Below are 20,772 nucleotides of genomic sequence, written 5' to 3' on the forward strand. Positions count from 1 at the left end.
CACCCCAAAAAGTGAAGCAAGGCGTTGAAGCGGATGCCGAATACTTTTCGGGGACCCCGATACCACATCGGGTAATGCTACGGATATCTAATACACGCAAATTTCGTTTCGTATCTAGTTTTCAGGGAATCAATCTCTGTAACTGCATACAAGTTATGATGGAGAGATACCCAAGTGGCTATAAGGGGACCCTCTGCTAAGGGGTTAGACTGCGTAAGCGGTGCGAGGGTTCGAATCCCTCTCTCTCCGCCATTTGAATAACTTACATGCAATTGGTTTTATATGGCGGTGTAGCTCAGCTGGCTAGAGCGTACGGTTCATACCCGTGAGGTCGGGGGTTCGATCCCCTCCGCCGCTACCATACATACCTGGAGGCTTAGCTCAGCTGGGAGAGCATCTGCCTTACAAGCAGAGGGTCGGGGGTTCGAACCCCTCAGCCTCCACCATGTATTCATTTTTATTACCATACCATGCCGGTGTAGCTCAATTGGTAGAGCAACTGACTTGTAATCAGTAGGTTGGGGGTTCAAGTCCTCTCGCCGGCACCATCTTTACCAATGCGGAACTGTGGTGTAGAGGCCTAACATGCCTGCCTGTCACGCAGGAGATCGCGGGTTCGAATCCCGTCAGTTCCGCCATTATTTCTTTATAGGAATAATAATGGTTGGTTTTCCACAGATTAAAGTGGGAAGTGTCACACTCCGCACTTTATTTTTATGTCAATTACATAAGGCTCGGTAGCTCAGTCGGTAGAGCAGAGGACTGAAAATCCTCGTGTCGGCGGTTCGATTCCGTCCCGAGCCACCTTTATATCCTGGAGGATTAGCGAAGTGGCCAAACGCAGCAGACTGTAAATCTGTTCTCGTCCGAGTTCGGTGGTTCGAATCCATCATCCTCCACCAGTAATAAGAGCCATTAGCTCAGTTGGTAGAGCACCTGACTTTTAATCAGGGTGTCGAAGGTTCGAGTCCTTCATGGCTCATCCCAAGAGTCGTCAACGTTGTTGACGGCTCTTTTTGTTTTTTCAGAAGATAAGTTTGCTGCATACCGATCTGCTTTCAATGAATGAATTGTAGTTTGTACAGGGCGATATGCTAAAATAAGAAAAAAACGATAAAGTGGTGGAGTCATCAATGGTGGAGATGGAGCACATCGTTCAGAAGCTGGAGCAGACCCTGGGTACCTCACTCGGTTTAAAAACATTGAACGCGCAAGAAGCGGCATGGCTAAAAGAATCCATGACAGCCGCACAGCGGCATGGCAACCGCATCGGTCATCATAATGTGGAAGAGGCTCTTGGATCCATTTTCCGTGGAGAAAGGGAGACATCACGTAAAGAGCGAACCCATGCTGGCGCCTACGAATATGAAGCGCTTAACGAGGTTTGGATTCCGGTTAATCGGCAGGACCCTGTCCGGGTGATCGTGGCAGATCGGAATGTTCTGACGGAGTCGGAGATTGGCCTTATAACCCTTTTATTGTCGAGCATTCATGAGACATCTCCAGGGATAGTGTCGAAAAGCAGCGTTAAGGTCGAAGATGAACGGCGCGCTCAACAGCTGGGTTCATGGTTAAAGGAACGTCTTCAAGCCGGAGAACTGTTAGCTGAATTGCCGGATGAGCTTCTGCTCCGCTCAAGTTTAACAGAGGAAATGGTTCCATTCCTTCTGATTAATGAAAGCGAACACGCGCCGACGCCGAGTTATAAAGCGCTGCAGCGGTTATTAAAAAGCTATTTTGACGGGGACATTATTCTGGTGCCGCTTCTGGATAAAGAATGGATTATACTTGCGAATCAAGAGCTGTTGGATGGAATCACGACAGATGATAAAGAGGATACCCCAGCCGAGGGCGATCAGGATTTACTGTCTCTGTTCTGTATGGGATTGTACGAGCTGGTTTCAACGGAATGGGTCGGGGATTTCCATATCTCGGCTATACCGGCCGTTAATGCGCTTCATGCTTTGCCACAGACGGTTGGAATGTTGAGGGAGACGATGACAATCGGCCGCACGTTCCAGGTTAAAGAACATATCCATCTATCAACCGGGCTCCACCTGGAGCGTTTGGTATACAGTATCCCTGAGCATCAACGTAATCAGTTCCTGCGGGAGTATGCTGCAGGGCATACCGATTTGTTCGAGGATAGCGAGACGTTGTCTACGCTGGAGTCCTTCTTTGAATTGGACTGCAACGTGAGCGAGACAGCCAAGCATCTGTATATTCACCGGAATACGCTGCTCTATCGTCTGGATAAGATCAAACAGGAGACGGGTCTGGATGTTCGCAGCTTCAGTGATGCGGTATTAGTAAAAATTACGCTTCTATTGTATAAAGTGACGAAAAGGAAATAGGTTTTTTGTGCAGATTGTGTATAGCAAGTCAGGTGCCTATGGGGTAATATAAGATTATAAATTAATTGTATTCGATTTCATAACATTCATATGAGGGGGCAAATGCACATGGCTGGTGTACGCTTAGAGCATATTTACAAAAAGTATGCAGGTGCGGATAAAGCAACTGTAATTGACGTTAATTTGGATATTAAAGATAAAGAATTTTTGGTATTGGTAGGTCCTTCCGGTTGCGGTAAGTCCACGACATTGCGTATGATCGCAGGACTTGAGGAAATTTCTGAGGGTAAACTTTACATTGGCGACCGCGTTGTTAACGATGTAGCACCTAAAGATCGTGACATCGCGATGGTATTCCAATCCTACGCCTTGTATCCACATATGAACGTATATCAAAACATGGCATTTGGTTTGAAGCTCCGCAAAGTGAAGAAAGACGAAATCGATAAACGTGTACGTGAAGCAGCTAAAATCTTGGACATTGAGCATTTGCTCGAGCGTAAGCCAAAAGCTCTTTCCGGTGGTCAGCGTCAGCGTGTTGCCTTGGGTCGTGCGATTGTCCGTGATCCACAAGTCTTCTTGATGGATGAGCCGCTTTCCAACTTGGATGCGAAACTTCGCGGTCAGATGCGTGCTGAAATTACGAAGCTGGTTAAGCGTCTTGAAACCACTTGTATCTATGTAACGCATGACCAAACAGAAGCTATGACAATGGGTGACCGTATCGTAGTTATGCAGGACGGTATCATTCAACAAGCGGATTCCCCAGAACAGCTGTACAACAGCCCTAACAACTTGTTCGTTGCTGGTTTCATCGGTTCCCCAACCATGAACTTTATCAACGGTAAATTGTCTGAACAAAACGGAGGCGTGTACTTCACTTCCGAGGGACTGAACGTTCAGGTTCCAGGCGGCAAAGCTCAAATTCTTAAAAACAAATCGATGATCGGTAAAGAAGTCATCATGGGTCTTCGTCCTGAAGATATTCATGAAGAGCCAGTATTCCTGGAAGCTTCCCCGAACACCATCTTCAATGCAAAAGTTGACGTTACTGAGAACCTCGGTCACGAAATGCTCTTGTATCTGAGTGGACTGGGTACTGATACTGTTATCGGCCGTGTAGACGGACGTTCTACTACACGTGAAAGCGATAATGTTAAATTGGCAATCGACATGAACAAAGTTCATATCTTTGATAAAGAGTCCGAATTGAACGTGTTGCTGGGAGACTAATTCTCCGGTATACGGCATTCTCTTGAAAACCGCCCCTCAAGGGGCGGTTTTTTTAGGAGAAAGAGGCATTTAGAGTGGTACTTATTTTCATTTCTCAGCAGATATAAGCCTATTGTCCCTATCGGAAGGGCAAAGAGAATTGCATTCAGTAGCTTTTTTCGATAAGATAAGCACAAAGCAGGGCATACATAAGTGTTTCGTGCATGCGGAAAAAGCGGCGTTTAGAACGTGGCGACATATGTTGATGACAGATAAAGACGTGGAATTAGAATACTTTTTGAATAAACATTTTTTGGAAATAACCAGATTATGAAATATATCATCCAAGATGAGCCGTGTAACGGCTGTGTTGTGATGTCAACATACAACGGAAGAAGAGGGGTAAGACCATGGCCAAGAAAGTGAAGGTATCCGAGCTGGTCCAGCAGTTTCAGCTGGAGGTCATCGCAGGCGAGGAAGGCTTGAAACGTCAGATTACAACGGACGATCTGAATCGTCCAGGATTGGAAATGGCGGGCTATTTTGAGTACCATCCGCGTGAGCGTGTACAGCTTATGGGGCGCACGGAGCTAGCTTTCTTCGGGATGCTGAAACCGGAGGAACGTAAAGAACGGATGCGTAGTCTGTGTACGGAGGAAACACCGTGTATCGTGGTTACGCGTTCGCTGGAAGTGCCGGAGGAATTGGTTGAGCTCGGGAATGAGCGAGGTTTGCCTATTCTGCGCAGCAGCATGGCAACTACCATTCTAACGAGCCGATTCACAAGCTTCCTGGAGCGAAAATTAGCACCGACTACAACCATTCATGGTGTATTGTGTGATGTATACGGCGTGGGTATGCTGATTACCGGTTCAAGCGGTATCGGGAAGAGCGAGACAGCGCTCGAACTTGTAAAACGTGGACACCGGTTAATTGCCGATGATGCGGTTGAGATTCGCCAAACCTCGGATTTTCAGCTTCACGGAACGGCGCCGGAGTTGATTCGTCACCTTCTGGAGATTCGCGGTGTCGGTATTATTAACGTAATGACATTATTCGGCGCCGGGGCTGTTCGGAATAACAAGCGGATCACCCTCGTTGTTCGCTTGGAGGCCTGGCAGCAGGATAAGCAGTATGACCGTCTGGGTTTGGATGAAGAAACCACGCGTATTATAGAGACGGATATCCCTCTGGTGACCATTCCCGTTCGTCCAGGACGTAACCTTGCGGTTATTATTGAAGTAGCAGCCATGAACTACAGATTGAAACAAATGGGACTTAATGCTGCACTGCAGTTTACGAACAAGCTGACGGCAACCATCGCTGAAGATATGGACGATTTGGACTAGGACTAGGGAGGTTATAAGTGATGCAAACATTGCTCATCGATCCGGTGGCGTTCTCCATCGGATCGCTGCGTGTTCATTGGTATGGCTTGATTTTGGGGCTTGGGGCACTGGCGGGTCTGCTGCTGGCTATTCGCGAAGGCAAGCGTTTTGGCATTCCGCAGGAATTCTTTATGGACTTGCTCTTGCTCGGCGTTCCTTCTGCCATCATCGGTGCACGCATTTATTATGTTGCTTTTAAGTGGGAAGACTATAAGGATAACTTCCTCGATGTGTTCAAAATATGGAATGGCGGTATTGCGATATTCGGCGCACTTATCGGTGCGATTATTTGCGCGCTGATCTTTGTTCGCAGAAGGGGCTACTCGTTCTGGCGAATTGCCGATATCTGTGCTCCGTCTCTATTGGCCGGCCAAATTATTGGACGCTGGGGGAATTTCGTCAACCAGGAGGCCTATGGCGGTCCTGTAAGCGAAACATTTTTGCGCGGGGAGCTGCATCTGCCTAATTTCATTGTGAATCAGATGAATGTACAAGGCGTATTCCATCATCCTACCTTCTTATATGAATCATTGTGGAATTTGGTTGGTATTGTTGTACTGCTTATTATCCGGAGACAAAAATTCTTGCGTTCCGGCGAACTTTTCATCGGATATTTCATCTGGTATTCCATTGGCCGGTTCTTCATTGAAGCGGTGCGCACGGACAGTTTGGCATTTCAAGGCTCTACCGGCCTTGCCGACTTCATTAACAATACGCTATGGGCACCGATGACCTGGATGGGCTTTGAACTGGGCCATCTGGATCCGGCCTACGGAAACATCCGTATCTCACAGCTGTTGTCTGTCTTGTTTATTATTGCAGGCATCATACTGATTATTGTACGCCGTGTGACAGGTCGAGCGAATGTGCGTTATCTGGATCCTATCGTGTCCACCAAAGCAGGAGTCAGCCCAACCCCGGAGGCGGAGCTGCAAACGAATAAAACAGTGAAATCCCCGGCGGCAACTTCTTCGAAAAATCATAAAGAGACAGTGGAAACAGCGGAACTTGTTGATAAGAGCCCTCTTACCCAAGCTCAGGAGACGGAGGCCAAGCAAACGCAGGTGGATGAGACTCCGGTTATAAAACCAGATACGGAGGACAAAAAGGAGTAGTTGCAGCATGATTGAAACCGTACTGTTTGATCTGGACGGCACCATTATTGATACGAATGAATTGATCATTTCATCATTTCTGCATGTATTCGAGTCTCAGGCTCCAGGGCCTTTGACCAGAGAGCAGATCATTCCGCATATGGGGACAACGCTTGAACAGCAGCTGCAGGCTTTCTCGGGGGGCATCGAAGATGTGAGCCCGTTTGTAACAGCCTACCGCTCGTTCAACACGCTTCATCATGATGAGATGGTCAGACCATTCCCGCATGTGAATAAAGTCGTGGAGCGTCTTCATCGACACGGGTTAACCCTCGGCATCGTAACGACGAAGATCCGTCCCTCCACGATGATGACTTTGGAGAAGTTCGATCTCGAACGCTTCATGTCTGCGATTGTTACGGTGAATGATGTAGAACACCCCAAACCGCATCCCGAACCCGTTCTGACAGCGATAGAGCGGCTGGGTGCGAACCCAGAGACAACGTTGATGATCGGTGACAGTCCAGTCGATATTCAGTCTGCGAAGGCGGCAGGCGTTAAGGCTGCCGCAGTATCCTGGTCCCTGAAGGGTGAACTGAAGCTGAAGGAGTATGGTCCGGATTTTATTTTGAAGGATATGAGAGATCTGTACGATATCGTAGGACTTCCAGAGGAATAGGAGTTTTGGCAGCATGGCCAGAAAGATTACCCGTTATCCTGTAGAAGGGCCGAACGCGCTGTGGCAAATCTACCGTACCGTTAGCCCGTTTAAGGGCGTGAAGAACTTCATCTTTATCCAGCTGGCGCGCTATTGCCCCATCCTGCCCATGAAGAACTGGATATACCGCCATATGCTCGGGATGAAGGTAGGTCAGCATACTGCGTTTGGACTGATGGTCATGGTGGATGTGTTTTTTCCTGAGAAAATAACCATCGGTGAGAATTCGGTGATCGGCTACAATACAACCATTCTTGCACATGAGTATTTAATCAAGGAATATCGCCTAGGAGAGGTATGGATTGGGGAGAACGTACTGATCGGCGCGAACACAACGATATTGCCTGGTGTAACCATTGGGGATGGAGCGGTTGTTGCTGCAGGATCTGTTGTACATAAGGATGTGGCACCAGGTGTCTTTGTAGGCGGGAATCCATTGCGAGAGCTGAAGAGGACATCGACGGAAAGTGAGTCAATTTGAGGTAATATGACATGTCAGGTTCTCAAGCTGTCGGATTTATTGTAAAATGAGATGAGGATGACATGACAGAAAGCGAACTATAGTCCCCTGGGTAATGGCCTTGAGGGACTTTTTTGCCCGCCGCCTTATACATGGACTCTATGAAAAAGCTGAAATAAAAGGAGGCGACGCCTGACATGAGTGCTACGCTGAACAAAAAGGAAAGGCTGCCGCAACTCGATATCTATCGTGCGATGGCTATTCTGGGCGTGCTTCACGTACATGCGACTTCATTTGCAACGGTGGATGCAATCGATTCGCGGTTCTATTATATTATTAATTTTTTGAATATCTTCTTTAAATACGGCACACCTTCGTTTATATTTCTGAGCAGTTTTGTGTTGTTCTATAACTATGCAGACCGTCCATTGACCAAGGATTTGATCAAGAACTTCTACAAACGGCGGCTTTTGTATATTCTGCTGCCTTATGTGCTGTTCTCTATCCTCTACTTCTTTGTTCGGATGTATCAGAATGGACTGCTGAACAGTTCGTTTGATCTATGGGCACAAATGCCGCTTTTCTTTGAGCGTCTGATTCGCGGACAGAACTATACGCACTTATATTTTGTATTCATCAGTTTGCAGTTCTACATTCTGTTCCCGATCTTCCTCAAGCTGTTCAAATCGTCCCGGTTTCTGGTGCGGTGGGCGGTTCCGATCGGATTCCTGCTCCAATGGGGCTTCATCTTATGGAATAAGTATGAACTGCAATATACGTTTAAAGGCAGCTTGGCTATCTCTTATCTAGCCTATTACATGCTGGGCGCGTACTTGGCGATGAATTACGATAAATTCAAGGGCTGGTTAACGTCCTCATGGAAGAAGCAGACTTCGGGTCAAAGGGCAGGCACGGTCGTGTTGTGGGCCGGATGGATCGCGGTGGCACTGGCTCATGTGCAAATCTGGTACAATCAGCGATTGCACGGTGCCAAATACGATTCCCTGTTGTACGAGCTGCTGTGGAATCTGCATACCGTCTTCTCTGCGATTGTGCTGATGCAGCTGGCAAGCTGGCTGTACAATAGCGGTTGGAAACTCATCGTTAAGGTCCTGACACGGATTGGCGAGCTATCGTTCGCGATATATCTGGTGCATCCATTGTGGCTGTTCTTGTATCGGGAATACGATCTGAAGCTGAACCCAGTAACCGATGATTATCTCATTTGGGTATATGGCGGTATGGTAACCGCGCTGATTGTCAGTGCGCTTGTGGTGCAAACCATGTTCCGGTGGATCCCGGGCTCCTGGATGCTGCTTGGCAGCGTGCCGCGTTCGTTAAAACCATCATCCAAAGTACCCAAGACGCCGTCGCAAAAAAAGGATACCGTTACAGGCGACAGCAAGAAGTCGGTTGATCTGTAATTGTAATATCTGTAATCATAGCAGGCATAATTTCATCTCATACCAACAATCATGAACCAAGCCGTCCGGCAATCGGGCGGCTTTTTGTATGGGTGCGCATAAGGCATGGCTGGAGATGATCACAAGCCAAGCCAGCCACTGCTGCTCGTTCTTGTGTTACAATTATACCCAGAAGTGAAGCTGGCCCTGGGGCGGCTAATGTCGTTAGAAACAGAGAACGATACATAGATGTACGCATTTCCCATGCATTGACGATCGGGATCTATTCATGGTAATATAGCCAATATCCTTTAATTTATTAGCAAGGTAACACTTTACCATATTAAAGACTTTTTCTGATTTGAGGTGGAGCTTCATGTCTAAACCAAAAGGCTTCGAGAAACCGGCAGGTGTTCGTGATTATCTACCCCATGCAGTCACCAAGCTGCGCCGGATTGAACGTGAAGTGCTTGCGTGCATGGACCGCTGGGGATACCGGCAGATCATGACACCAACGATGGAATATTACGATACAGTAGGCGTAGCAAGCTCTACGTCGGACCAAAAACTGTTTAAATTACTTAATAAACGTGGAACAACAATGGTGCTTCGATCTGATCTTACGGCTCCGATAGCGCGGGTCATGTCATCACTGCTGAAAGATGAGCCGCTTCCGGTGCGTTTGTCATACCATGCCAATGTGTTTCGCGCGATTGAAGAGGAAGCGGGACGGGAAGCGGAATTCTTCCAGACGGGTGTTGAGCTTGTAGGCGATGATTCCCCTGAGGCGGATGCCGAAGTGATTGCATTGGCCATTGAATCGCTCAAGGCGGCAGGCGTCGAGAGATTTAAGATTGCGATGGGGCATATGGGTTATCTTAATGGTCTGCTCCAGCAGGTGCTTCCTGAGCGGGCTGAAGATCAAGAAAGTTTAAAGCAGGATCTGCTGAATCGGGATTACGTCGGATACCGGAATACCATCACCAGCCTGCAACTGGCCCCAGGACAGCAAGAACAGTTAGAAGGAATTCTAAGATTGCGCGGTGGCCGGGAGATTGCCGGTCAAGCTCTTGAAATTAGCAGCAATGACCTCGCCAGGGCTTCTATTGAGCATCTATGCAAGGTGTGGGAGGTGCTGGAGGCATACGATGTCTCCAGGCATGTTCTGTTTGATCTCACCATGCTCGGGGACTTCTCCTATTACACAGGGATGACGTTCGAGGGCTATGCGGCGGAATTAGGCTCCCCTGTGGCAAGCGGTGGTCGTTATGACAAACTGCTCCAGCAGTTTGGCCGTGCGGTTCCGGCAACAGGTTTTGCCATCAAGACCAACCGTATATTGGATGGAGTACAGGGTTCCGAGATTGTGGAAGACCTTCCTGTTCTCATTCGTTACACGGCTTCTTATCGGAAGAAAGGATTAGCTAAGGCGGCTGATCTTCGCGCACAGGGTCATACGGTTATAACTTCAATTATTCCGGATCATGCAAACGGTGGAGACGAAGGGGCTCCTGTCATCTCGGGGAGTTTGCTCCATAGAGGATACCGGGAGATTATCACACTTCAATAGAACGTGGACGTGATTCATCTTTTATATAAGTTAAGGTTAGGAGGATTTGAACGTGGCGGAAACGTTGAAAGTAGCGATGCCCAAAGGGCGTATATATAAAAAAGCATCCGCGCTGTTCCGTTCGGCCGGACTACCGATTCCCCTCGATGTGGATGAAACGCGAAAGCTGGTCATTTCCTTGCCGGAGGCAGGAATGGAATTTATTCTGGCGAAGCCGGTGGATGTGCCGACTTATGTGGAATACGGTGTCGCCGATATCGGTATCGTGGGCAAGGATGTGCTGATGGAGGAGAACAAAGACGTTTATGAGCTGCTCGATCTCGGAATCGCGAGGTGCAGGATGTCGGTTATTGGCTTGCCAGATTGGAAGCCGGGCATTACTCAGCGGGTGGCAACCAAATATCCGAATGTGGCATCACAGTATTTCCGTGAGCAGGGTCAGCAGGTCGAGGTGGTTAAGCTGAATGGTTCCATTGAGCTTGCACCGCTCATCGGCTTGGCAGATCGTATTGTCGATATGGTCGAGACGGGTCAGACCCTCAAGGAGAACGGACTGGTGGAGATGACCAGCATTTTTGAAATTACGAGTCGTCTCATTGCCAATCGTGTGAGCTATCGGATGAAGAATGATGAAATTCAGGCATTGTGCGATCGGCTGCACAAGGCCATCATGTCTGAGGGAGCTCATGTTTCACGGTAGAGACCATGCAGCGGGATAGGGGGAGATTAAGGTGAAGGTTGTATCAGCACAGGATTTTAAGCTGAAGCGGGAGACCGATTATGGCACACCGGAGCAGAACGAAGTCGTTAAGGCGATTGTGCGGGATATTCGAACGGAAGGGGATGCTGCCTTGCTGCGGCATACTGAGCAATTGGATCGCGTCCATCTGACTGCGGACCAGCTTCGCGTAACGGAGGAAGAGCTCAAGGCGGCTTACGGTCATGTGGAGCCTTCGTTCGTGAAGGCGATTCAGGCAGCAGCGGATAACATTCGTAGATTTCATGTGAAGCAGAAACGAAATTCCTGGATGGATTTTCAAGCTGATGGCAGCATACTGGGACAGATCATTCGTCCGTTGCAGCGTGTGGGTGTATATGTACCTGGCGGAAAAGCGGCATATCCCTCATCGGTCCTGATGAATGTCATCCCTGCCCAAGTGGCGGGAGTTCCCGAGATTGTCATGGTGACGCCACCTTCGACCGGCGGTCAGGATGGAATCAATCCTTATATCCTGGTGGCTGCTGCGGAGGCTGGCGTTACGGAAATCTACCGCGTAGGAGGAGCACAAGCGATAGCTGCGCTGGCTTATGGAACGGAGACCATCTCTCCTGTCGATAAAATTTGCGGACCTGGCAACATTTACGTGGCGCTGGCCAAGCGTGAAGTGTACGGTGCGGTCAATATTGACAGCCTGGCCGGTCCGAGCGAGATTGCGTAGTATTGGCCGACGACAGTGCGGATGCTTCCTATATAGCGGCGGATTTGCTCTCCCAGGCGGAGCATGATGAGTTGGCTTCCGCTATTCTGGTGACACCTTCCCGCAAGCTGGGTGAAGCCGTTGCCGCTGAAGTACAGCGACAGCTCGAGCTGCTGCCGCGACGTGATATTGCCCGTGCTTCCGTGGACAGTTACGGCGCGGTGATCATAACTGAGTCCCTGAGGGAAGGAATCGAAGTCATTAACCGGCTGGCGCCGGAGCATCTGGAGATTGTGACGGAGGAGCCGATGGCGATCGTGGGCCAGATTGAGAATGCGGGAGCTATCTTCCTAGGACCATACAGCTCCGAGCCGGTGGGCGATTATTTTGCGGGACCGAATCATATCATTCCGACAAATGGTACGGCACGGTTTGCATCGCCGGTCGATCTGGACGATTTTATTAAAAAATCCAGCTTGATCTACTACAGCAAAGAAGCCTTGCTGCGTGACGGTGAGCAGATTATGGAGCTGGCCCGCCGTGAAGGATTTGAGGGTCATGCCCGGGCAATCGAGATTCGGCTTGATCATGAACGATAAACAGCAGAGAAGAACAAAAGTCATCCATTTAATATGGATATCCGTATAGAGGAGGCAATCAATCGTGAGTAGTTTGGATGCAGCAGCAAGATCAGCCGGCGTGAGCCGCAAAACCAATGAGACCGACATTACCCTGGATTTCAATGTAGACGGCACCGGGATCTCCGAATTGGAAACCGATGTACCGTTCCTGAATCATATGCTGGATTTGTTTACGAAGCATGGTCACTTTGATCTTCGGGTGAAGGCAAAAGGGGATATCGAGATTGATGATCACCACACGGTGGAGGATATCGGGATTTGCCTGGGGCAGACGTTCCGCGAGGCGTTGGGCGATAAAAAAGGGATTAAGCGGTACGCCAGCGTGTTTGTACCGATGGATGAGGCGCTTGCTCAAGTCATCGTGGATATCAGCAACCGTCCGCATTTTGAGTATCGGGCTGAGTATCCTTCGCAGCAGGTCGGTTCCTTCCATACCGAGCTTGTGCATGAATTTCTGTGGAAATTGGCGCTGGAAGCCCGGATCACGCTGCATGTCATCGTTCATTACGGACACAATACACACCATATGATTGAAGCGGTGTTTAAGGCACTGGGCCGTGCATTGGATGAGGCGACCAGCGTGGATCCGCGGGTGACCGGCGTGCCCTCCACGAAGGGAGTGCTCTAATCGATGGCGATTGCAATCGTGGATTACGGCATGGGCAACCTGCACAGCGTTGGCAAAGCGGTGGAGCGGCTTGGGTATAAGCCGCTTGTCACCGGGGAGCGGGATGAAATCTTAGCTGCAGATGGTATTATCCTTCCCGGCGTCGGCGCATTCGGAGATGCCATGGAGCAGCTGCGCGAAACCTCGCTGGACTCGGTCATGAAGGAAGCTGCGGACGCAGGGAAGCCTCTGCTTGGGATCTGCCTTGGCATGCAGCTCCTGTTTAGCCGAAGCGAAGAGCACGGGAATCATGAAGGGCTGAATATTTTGCCCGGATCGGTTGTGCGGTTTGCGGGTGGCGACTATAAAGTGCCGCATATGGGCTGGAATTCATTGCAGTTCGAGAAGCGGGAGCATCCGCTGTTTGCGGGGCTTGAGGAAGGTCATGTGTATTTTGTCCACTCGTATCATGTTCTTCCTGAGGTTCAGACCGATTTGCTGGCGGCTACCGATTATGGCCAACCAGTGACGGCCATCGTAGGCCGGGGTTCTGTGTACGGCATGCAGTTTCACCCGGAGAAGAGCGGGGAGCTCGGTATGAGTTTGCTTCGTAATTTCTTGCTTTTAACGACGTAAGGCTACCAAATAGACCAAAGGAAAGTGGGAATGGGGATGTCCTCTTTTATCATATATCCGGCAATCGATATTCGCGGAGGTAAGTGCGTCAGGCTCGTTCAGGGCGATTATAATCAAGAAACGGTATACAATGACAATCCGCTAGAGGTGGCAAAATCGTGGGAGGAGCAGGGCGGCCGATTCATTCATCTGGTGGATTTGGACGGAGCGAAGGCGGGTCAACCGATCAATCACGATATCATTGGGAGAATCGCGGCAAGTGTCCAGGTTCCGGTTCAAGTAGGAGGAGGCCTTCGCACGCTGGCGGATGTGGAGCGGCTGCTCACACTAGGCGTAAGCCGGGTCATTATCGGTACAGCTGCCATCGAGGATCGCGTCTTTACGGAAGAGGTGCTGGGCAAGTACGGTGATAAGGTGGCTATCGGAATCGATGCCCGTAACGGATATGTCGCAACACGTGGCTGGCTGGAAACATCCGAGGTGCAGGCCGAGGTGCTGGCAAAAGAACTGGCATCCAAAGGGGCGGAAACCTTCATCTTTACGGACATTTCGCGTGACGGCATGATGCAGGGACCTAATGTGGAAGCGATTGTCTCGCTTGCGAAAGCCAGCGGCCGTTCGGTTATCGCTTCGGGCGGCGTGACAAAGCTGGACGATCTGCTGGCGCTCAGCGCGCACAGCGGGGACGGTGTAGGCGGAGCCATTGTAGGCAAAGCGCTGTATACAGGCAGCATCGATCTGTATGAGGCTGTTACACGAATCGGTTAATGCTGGAATCGGGCATGTTCGGATTAACGATAAATTGAGTTCATATAGGGGAAGAGGGGAACGGCATGCTGGCAAAACGGATCATTCCTTGCCTGGACGTGAAAGACGGCCGGGTGGTGAAGGGTGTTAATTTTGTAAATCTCCGCGATGCGGGCGATCCGGTTGAATTGGCGGCGCTCTATGACCGTGAAGGCGCAGACGAGCTTGTCTTTCTGGATATTTCGGCATCGGTAGAGGGCCGGGCAACGATGGAGGAAGTTGTTCGCCGAACGGCCGGAGAAATCGCCATACCTTTTACCGTTGGGGGAGGCATTTCGTCTGTCGAGGACATGAAGCGGATTCTGCGGGCAGGCGCGGATAAAATCGGGATAAATACGGCAGCGGTAAGACAGCCGGAGCTCATCTCGGCCGGAGCGCGCAAATTCGGCTCCCAATGCATCGTTGTGGCGATTGATGCCAAGTACAACGAAACGTGGGAAGAATGGGAAGTATACACGCATGGCGGACGTACGCCTACCGGCATCAAGGCGCTGGATTGGGTGAAGCAGGCGGAGAGTTTAGGTGCGGGCGAGATTTTGTTAACCAGTATGGATGCCGATGGCACCAAGGACGGGTTCGATCTGGCGCTGACGTCGGCTGTATCCTCGGCGGTAGGGATCCCGGTCATCGCTTCCGGCGGCGCTGGGCGTGAGGATCACTTCTATGATGTGTTCACAACAGGCAAAGCGGATGCGGGTCTGGCGGCAACGATATTCCACTATAAAGAAATCTCGATCCCTCATCTGAAGTTGCATCTTAGTCAAAAAGGAGTGGAGATACGGTGAGCGACGATATGTTGAAAGATTTATCTCTGGAGCAGGTCAGCGAGCATATTCGATGGGACGGGGCAGGCCTGGTACCGACGATCGTACAGGATGCACAGAGCAAGGAGGTGCTGATGATGGCTTATATGAACCGGGAATCGCTGCGATTAACGCTGGAAAGCGGCGAGACTTGGTTCTGGAGCCGTTCGCGTGAGGAGTTGTGGCATAAAGGGGCCACCTCCGGGAACGTGCAGACGGTGGTTTCCATGACGTATGACTGTGATGGGGACACCCTCTTGGTGAAGGTGAATCCGAACGGACCGGCCTGCCATACCGGTCAAACGACCTGCTTCCATAATGAGATTACCGTTCCGGGTCAACAGAGTGAGCCTGCCAATCAGGGTACGGCGGCGGAATCTGGGGAGCGCTTTGCCGTTCTTGCCGAGCTGGAAGAGGTCATTGCCCAGCGTGAGATCGAGCGTCCGGAAGGCGCTTATACGACCTATTTGTTTGATAAAGGCGTTGATAAGATCCTCAAGAAGGTGGGCGAAGAGGCCTCGGAAACGATCATCGCCGCCAAAAATAAAGACAATGCCGAGCTTAAACTTGAAATCAGCGATCTGATCTACCACCTGCTGGTGCTCCTGCAGGAACGGAAGCTGCCGCTGGATGAGATCATGGGTGAGCTGAGCCGCCGCCATGAACGGCCGCGCCGCGATTAGGAGGGGCTGCCCATGCATATAGATTACCATACCCACCATGCCCGCTGCGGACATGCTGAAGGCCAGCTGGAGGAGTATGTGCGGCGCGCTGTTGAGCTTGGGATGGATCAACTGGGTTTGTCGGATCACATGCCCTTGATCCACGTCAATCCAGAGGACTATTACCCTGAAATGGCGATGCCGATGGACGAGCTGCCGCGTTACGTGGAGGAATGCTTGCTGCTAAAGGATCGTTACAGGGGACAAATCGACATTCGGATCGGACTTGAAGGCGATTATATCGAGGGATATGAAGAACAAATCGAGCGAATCGTGAGGGACTATCCCTGGGATTATGTGATAGGCTCCGTACACTTTCTGGGAGAATGGGACATCACGGATTATCGCCAGACCCACGGCTGGGATGGCAAGGATCCGCTTGAGGTCTACGGTCAATATTATGATGCGGTACAGAAAGCCGCCGCAACCGGATTCTATGATATTATGGGCCATCTGGACGTGATTAAACGATTCGGATATGGACCAGGTCCCGATCAGAAGCTGGACGTGATCGCTCTGGAACAAGCAGCGCTTGCTGCCGTAGCTCACAGCGGGACTGCCATGGAGCTGAATGCTTCCGGATTATCGAAGGCATGCGAGGAAATGTTCCCAAGCCGCCGCATGCTGGAGGAAGCGGTCCGACTCGGCATCCCGTTGACTTTAGGGTCGGATGCCCATCAGCCGAAGAAGCTCGGTGAACATCTGGATCAGGCACGGGCACTGTTATCCGAGCTGGGTGTTCGGGAAATCGCAACCTTCCGTAACCGGAAGCGGGAGATGGTGCTTTTGAATGTGGGAGAAAACAATGTATAATAAAGACAAGCACTAATTGCAAACAGGTTCATTGCAGACGGCTGTTTTCCTCTCCAGAAGACCCTCATCGACGGGTGCAGGAGACGGGAACGGCCTGATTTGACGATAGCGCTTTCAAACCATCGTTGCGTCAGCCGACCATATAAACCACTCTCGTCAGGAGGTCCTCATGTATCGTTCACTACGATTGTTCGCCGGAACTTCCAATCCGACGCTGGCGGCAAGCATCAGCCAGCAGTTGGGAGTTGAACTCGGGAAGATCAAAATTTCCCGCTTTCAGAGTGGCGAAGTTTACGTGCATTATGAAGAGAGCATCCGCAATTGCGATGTCTTTCTGCTCCAGTCCTTTTCTCACCCGATCAATGAAATGTTTGTGGAACTGCTGGTGATGATTGATGCCGCCAAACGTGCATCCGCCCGAACGATTAATATCATTGTGCCTTATTACGGTTATGCCAGACAGGAACGCAAATCGGCCCCGCGCGAGCCGATATCCGCAAAAATGGTAGCTGATGTGCTTACCACCGCCGGGGCCAACCGAGTCATCACAATTGATCTGCATGCGCCAGCTATACAGGGCTTCTTCAATATCCCGGTGGATCATCTGACTGCGCTGGATTTGATCACGGATTACCTGAAAGCCAAGAATATCGAGAAGCCTGTCATTGTATCTCCGGATGCGGGACGGGCCAAGACAGCGGAGAAGCTCGCAAGCCGCCTGGGTTCGCCGTTTGCCATGATGGTGAAGCAGCGCCCTGCCCATAACGAAGCGGTCATCACCCATGTCATTGGGGATGTGGCGGATCGTACGCCCATCATTATCGAGGACTTGATTGATACGGGATCAACGATCGTACAAGTGGTAGAAGGTCTGAAGGAGCGCGGGGCCCAAGATGCCATTGTATGCGCGACCCATGGACTCTTCTCCGGGGAAGCTTTGACCCGGCTTGATCATGCACATATCGAGGAAATAGTTATTACAGACTCGATTGCGCTCCCTGAGCATCACTGTAAGATGCGGCTGAAGGTGCTGTCCATTGCGCCTATGCTGGCACAGGCATCTCATATCATTATCGAGGGCGGATCGATCGCCACTTTATTCAAAGACGCCGGTGTGTAAACTGGTGTCTTTTTTCTGCAAATGACATTGTAACTTGTGTTATACTGTTCTGGATAGAGGAGCAAGTTAAAGGAGGTGCCTTGCTTTTCGTGAATGGTAATCCATATGGGTCCAGTGACCCCCACAATGTTATATCTATCGAGATGAATGCCAATTTTTTCTTCGATCGCGCGGTTCGTTCGCTTGATCGTTACCAATATGACAAGGCTCTGAAGTATTTTCGCAAAGCTGTTGAATATGAACCGGATAATCCGGTGAATCATTGCAATATGGCGGGTATATTATCAGAGACGGGAGATTATAAAGCTTCGAACGATGTTCTAGCTCACATCCTGGAGCAGGTGGACCCGTTGATGACAGAATGCTATTTCTATATGGCGAACAATTACGCTAATATGGAACAGTTTGAGAAGGCGGAAGAGGCGCTTGTCACTTATCTGGAGGAAGATCCGAACGGCCAGTTTCTGGATGAGGCGGAAGAGATGATGGAACTGCTTCATTATGAGCTTAACCGTCCTGCCAAGCTGAACCGGATCAAGAGTCGTGAAGGCGTGGTCGAGCATGAGCATGCGCGGGCACTGCTTGAGGAAGGCAAGTTCGCACAAGCGGTCAAGCTATTGGAGGAGATCGTCAAGGATTACCCGGATTTTCTGGCTGCGCGCAATAATCTGGCTCTGGCTTATTATTATATGGGGCGTTTCGACACAGCGAAGCGTACCATTGGCGAGGTGCTGGATCAGGAGCCGGGCAATCTGCACGGATTGTGCAATCTGGCCATCTTCTTTCAGCATGAAGGAAATCAGGAGCAGCGTGACCGTTTAATGGACATGCTAACAGTGACGGTACCTTTTCATCTGGAGCATGTGTTCAAGCTGGCTACGACGATGGGAATACTGGGGCAGCATGAAATTGCGTACGGTCATTTCCGCCGGCTTCTGAAGGATGAGGAGTTCAGCGGCGATCCAAGCCTGTACCATTACACGGCCGTTGCGGCTTGCAACAGCGGTGATTATGACAGGGCCGAGAAATACTGGCGGCAGGCGCTGAAGTTGGACGGAGATTCGGTGATTCCGAATTTCTATCTGGCTCAGCTGCAGAAGCGCAAAGAGACTGGAACAGACCAGATGAAGGTAAGCTACCACTATCATCTTCCATTCGAGGAGCAGTTCAAACGCTGGGAGCATGATGGCGATAAATTGACGGAGGAAGCGAAGCAGAATCCGCTAATTCGCTCTTCTTTCTTCTGGGCGCTGAGACATGGCGATCCGCAGACCAAGCTTCAAGTGATCCGAACCCTGGAATTGATTGCCGATGAAGAGGTGCAGCACGCTCTGCAATCGTTCCTTCAGGAACCGGGAGAGGATGCGGAGCTGAAGGATGCCGCTCGTCTGGTGCTCCAGCAGATGGAGGCCGCCAGCAATCGGCTGAAGGAACGCCGCGATGACCGCGAAACGTCCAGCGGCAAGAGCCGCGAGGTGCTCCCCGACTGGCTGCCGTCCTGGAAGGCGGTGCTGGAGAAGGCCGAACAGACGATGGACATGCGTGTAGATGCCTTCTGGAAAAAAGAGCTGGAGAATCTCTGGTCCGATTTCCTCAGCCGGCTGTATCCTGATATTCCGAGTATTCGGAATGTGGAGGGCTGGGCAGCGGCATTGGAATATTTGACGGCCAAGAAGCGTGGACGCACCCTGACCTATGAACAGGTTGCGGTCCGTTACGGCATTTCGCCATCCACGGTTAGCCGCTACGCGCGTCAAATTGATAGCGTATGTGAAACGAAAGTGCAGCCGGATGATAATTTCCGGCCATTTACGGAAAACATTTAAGTAACAACCCATATTCGGATACTTAGGAGATCTTGGTACGGAAAATTCCGCAAGTCCTGAATAGGATGTAGTGATCAGCAGAAATCATCACCATTAAGGAGGCTGTATATATGTACAAAACAATCGTAATCGGAACTGGACCTGCCGGATTGACGGCAGCCATCTACTTGGCGCGCGCGAACCTGAAGCCGCTTGTGATCGAAGGCATGCAGCCAGGCGGCCAGCTTACGACAACGACGGAGGTTGAGAACTTCCCTGGATTCCCGCAAGGCATTATGGGTCCCGAGCTGATGGATAACATGCGTCAACAGGCGGAGCGCTTCGGTGCAGAGTTCAAGAGTGCATGGGTGGAGTCCGTTGATTTCTCCGAGCGTCCGTTCAAGGTGAATGTCGAGGGAATGGGTGAGCTTCTGGCTGAATCCGTGATTATCTCGACCGGTGCTTCCGCGAAGTATCTCGGAATTCCCGGAGAGCAGGAGAATGTTGGACGCGGCGTAAGCACGTGCGCAACGTGTGACGGATTCTTCTTCCGCGGGAAAAAAATCGTTGTTATCGGCGGCGGCGATTCTGCAATGGAGGAAGCCAGCTTCCTGACGCGTTTCGCTTCCAGCGTAACGGTCGTGAACCGTCGTACCGAACTGCGTGCATCCAAAATCATGCAGGATCGTGCACGTGAGAACGAGAAAATCGAGTGGGCTCTGGATCGTACGCCTGTTGAGGTGGTTACCAGCGAAACCGGTGTTAAAGGGTTGAAGGTCCGCAACAATGAGACAGGCGGGGAAGAGCTGATTGAAGCGGAAGGCGTGTTCGTAGCGATCGGGCATACCCCGAATACGGGCTTCCTCGGCAATCAAATCACAACCGACCCAACCGGCTATATTCTGGTTACGCCAGGAACTACGGAGACCAACATTCCAGGTGTATTCGCTTGTGGCGACGTTCAGGATACGCGTTATCGCCAAGCGATTACGGCTGCAGGCACTGGCTGTATGGCCGCAATGGACTGCGAGAAGTATCTGGAGGGTCACATGGTGCATGACTGGAGCGAAACGTTGAATAAATAAATCCCTTGCTCTTAAGGATGTATATGGATAAAAAAAGCCCCTGTGCTATACAGCGGAAGGAAGTCTGCGCGAGACGATATCTCGCTTAGCTTCCTGCTGTACAGTCGGGGGCTTTT

18 protein-coding genes, 8 tRNA genes and 1 pseudogene are annotated in these 20,772 nt (G+C 50.6%); all 27 read left to right on the forward strand.

Annotation, left to right across the window (positions count from 1 at the left end):
- Nucleotides 1-160: 160 nt before the first annotated feature.
- The 27 genes and pseudogenes from PVOR_RS02560 (at nucleotide 161) to trxB (ending at nucleotide 20,656) form a co-directional block, all read left to right on the forward strand.
- Nucleotides 161-252 (forward strand) — tRNA-Ser (locus PVOR_RS02560).
- A gap of 32 nt (nucleotides 253-284) precedes the next feature.
- A tRNA-Met gene (locus PVOR_RS02565) sits at nucleotides 285-361 on the forward strand.
- Nucleotides 362-370: 9 nt separating this feature from the next.
- Nucleotides 371-446: transfer RNA gene (locus PVOR_RS02570), tRNA-Val, on the forward strand.
- A gap of 26 nt (nucleotides 447-472) precedes the next feature.
- A tRNA-Thr gene (locus PVOR_RS02575) sits at nucleotides 473-548 on the forward strand.
- Between the two features lie 13 nt (nucleotides 549-561).
- A tRNA-Asp gene (locus PVOR_RS02580) sits at nucleotides 562-638 on the forward strand.
- 93 nt (nucleotides 639-731) lie between these two features.
- Nucleotides 732-804 (forward strand) — tRNA-Phe (locus PVOR_RS02585).
- 12 nt (nucleotides 805-816) lie between these two features.
- Nucleotides 817-902: transfer RNA gene (locus tag PVOR_RS02590), tRNA-Tyr, on the forward strand.
- A 7-nt stretch (nucleotides 903-909) separates the two neighbouring features.
- Nucleotides 910-982: transfer RNA gene (locus tag PVOR_RS02595), tRNA-Lys, on the forward strand.
- A gap of 151 nt (nucleotides 983-1,133) precedes the next feature.
- Nucleotides 1,134-2,354, forward strand: coding sequence for a PucR family transcriptional regulator (locus PVOR_RS02600; RefSeq protein ID WP_006207512.1), 1,221 nt, complete (start codon nucleotides 1,134-1,136; stop codon nucleotides 2,352-2,354).
- Nucleotides 2,355-2,462: 108 nt separating this feature from the next.
- A complete protein-coding gene (locus PVOR_RS02605; protein ID WP_006207513.1) occupies nucleotides 2,463-3,587 on the forward strand; it encodes an ABC transporter ATP-binding protein in 1,125 nt (374 codons plus the stop codon).
- 389 nt (nucleotides 3,588-3,976) lie between these two features.
- Complete coding sequence (gene hprK, locus PVOR_RS02610) at nucleotides 3,977-4,915, forward strand: HPr(Ser) kinase/phosphatase (protein ID WP_006207515.1); 939 nt, start codon at nucleotides 3,977-3,979, stop codon at nucleotides 4,913-4,915.
- A gap of 20 nt (nucleotides 4,916-4,935) precedes the next feature.
- Nucleotides 4,936-6,069 (forward strand): prolipoprotein diacylglyceryl transferase, encoded by a 1,134-nt coding sequence (lgt, locus tag PVOR_RS02615; RefSeq protein WP_006207516.1) that lies wholly within the window; start codon nucleotides 4,936-4,938, stop codon nucleotides 6,067-6,069.
- Between the two features lie 7 nt (nucleotides 6,070-6,076).
- Nucleotides 6,077-6,727, forward strand: coding sequence for a pyrophosphatase PpaX (ppaX, locus tag PVOR_RS02620; protein WP_006207517.1), 651 nt, complete (start codon nucleotides 6,077-6,079; stop codon nucleotides 6,725-6,727).
- A gap of 13 nt (nucleotides 6,728-6,740) precedes the next feature.
- Complete coding sequence (locus PVOR_RS02625) at nucleotides 6,741-7,247, forward strand: acyltransferase (RefSeq protein ID WP_006207518.1); 507 nt, start codon at nucleotides 6,741-6,743, stop codon at nucleotides 7,245-7,247.
- 176 nt (nucleotides 7,248-7,423) lie between these two features.
- Complete coding sequence (locus tag PVOR_RS02630) at nucleotides 7,424-8,650, forward strand: acyltransferase (protein WP_006207519.1); 1,227 nt, start codon at nucleotides 7,424-7,426, stop codon at nucleotides 8,648-8,650.
- 355 nt (nucleotides 8,651-9,005) lie between these two features.
- Entirely contained in the window at nucleotides 9,006-10,199 is a 1,194-nt protein-coding gene (locus PVOR_RS02635; protein WP_006207520.1) for an ATP phosphoribosyltransferase regulatory subunit, read from the forward strand.
- A gap of 52 nt (nucleotides 10,200-10,251) precedes the next feature.
- Nucleotides 10,252-10,899, forward strand: coding sequence for an ATP phosphoribosyltransferase (hisG, locus tag PVOR_RS02640; RefSeq protein WP_006207521.1), 648 nt, complete (start codon nucleotides 10,252-10,254; stop codon nucleotides 10,897-10,899).
- Between the two features lie 31 nt (nucleotides 10,900-10,930).
- Nucleotides 10,931-12,216, forward strand: a pseudogene (hisD, locus tag PVOR_RS02645) (histidinol dehydrogenase).
- A 64-nt stretch (nucleotides 12,217-12,280) separates the two neighbouring features.
- Nucleotides 12,281-12,886 carry an imidazoleglycerol-phosphate dehydratase HisB gene (hisB, locus tag PVOR_RS02650; RefSeq protein ID WP_006207522.1) on the forward strand — a complete coding sequence of 202 codons (606 nt, stop codon included), beginning with the start codon at nucleotides 12,281-12,283 and terminating at the stop codon, nucleotides 12,884-12,886.
- Between the two features lie 3 nt (nucleotides 12,887-12,889).
- Entirely contained in the window at nucleotides 12,890-13,501 is a 612-nt protein-coding gene (gene hisH, locus PVOR_RS02655) for an imidazole glycerol phosphate synthase subunit HisH (protein ID WP_006207523.1), read from the forward strand.
- Between the two features lie 36 nt (nucleotides 13,502-13,537).
- Complete coding sequence (hisA, locus tag PVOR_RS02660) at nucleotides 13,538-14,269, forward strand: 1-(5-phosphoribosyl)-5-[(5-phosphoribosylamino)methylideneamino]imidazole-4-carboxamide isomerase (protein WP_006207524.1); 732 nt, start codon at nucleotides 13,538-13,540, stop codon at nucleotides 14,267-14,269.
- A 65-nt stretch (nucleotides 14,270-14,334) separates the two neighbouring features.
- A complete protein-coding gene (gene hisF, locus PVOR_RS02665) occupies nucleotides 14,335-15,093 on the forward strand; it encodes an imidazole glycerol phosphate synthase subunit HisF (RefSeq protein ID WP_006207525.1) in 759 nt (252 codons plus the stop codon).
- Nucleotides 15,090-15,794, forward strand: a complete 705-nt coding sequence (hisIE, locus tag PVOR_RS02670) for a bifunctional phosphoribosyl-AMP cyclohydrolase/phosphoribosyl-ATP diphosphatase HisIE (protein ID WP_006207526.1) — start codon at nucleotides 15,090-15,092, stop codon at nucleotides 15,792-15,794. The genes hisF and hisIE overlap by 4 nt, the downstream gene beginning before the upstream one ends.
- A 12-nt stretch (nucleotides 15,795-15,806) precedes the next feature.
- Complete coding sequence (hisJ, locus tag PVOR_RS02675) at nucleotides 15,807-16,646, forward strand: histidinol-phosphatase HisJ (RefSeq protein WP_006207527.1); 840 nt, start codon at nucleotides 15,807-15,809, stop codon at nucleotides 16,644-16,646.
- A 169-nt stretch (nucleotides 16,647-16,815) separates the two neighbouring features.
- Complete coding sequence (locus PVOR_RS02680) at nucleotides 16,816-17,766, forward strand: ribose-phosphate diphosphokinase (protein WP_006207528.1); 951 nt, start codon at nucleotides 16,816-16,818, stop codon at nucleotides 17,764-17,766.
- A gap of 89 nt (nucleotides 17,767-17,855) precedes the next feature.
- A complete protein-coding gene (locus PVOR_RS02685) occupies nucleotides 17,856-19,592 on the forward strand; it encodes a tetratricopeptide repeat protein (protein ID WP_006207529.1) in 1,737 nt (578 codons plus the stop codon).
- Between the two features lie 110 nt (nucleotides 19,593-19,702).
- Complete coding sequence (trxB, locus tag PVOR_RS02690) at nucleotides 19,703-20,656, forward strand: thioredoxin-disulfide reductase (RefSeq protein ID WP_006207530.1); 954 nt, start codon at nucleotides 19,703-19,705, stop codon at nucleotides 20,654-20,656.
- Nucleotides 20,657-20,772: the final 116 nt, after the last annotated feature.

It is taken from the genome of Paenibacillus vortex V453 (genome assembly GCF_000193415.1).
Lineage (GTDB): Bacteria > Bacillota > Bacilli > Paenibacillales > Paenibacillaceae > Paenibacillus_AQ > Paenibacillus_AQ glucanolyticus.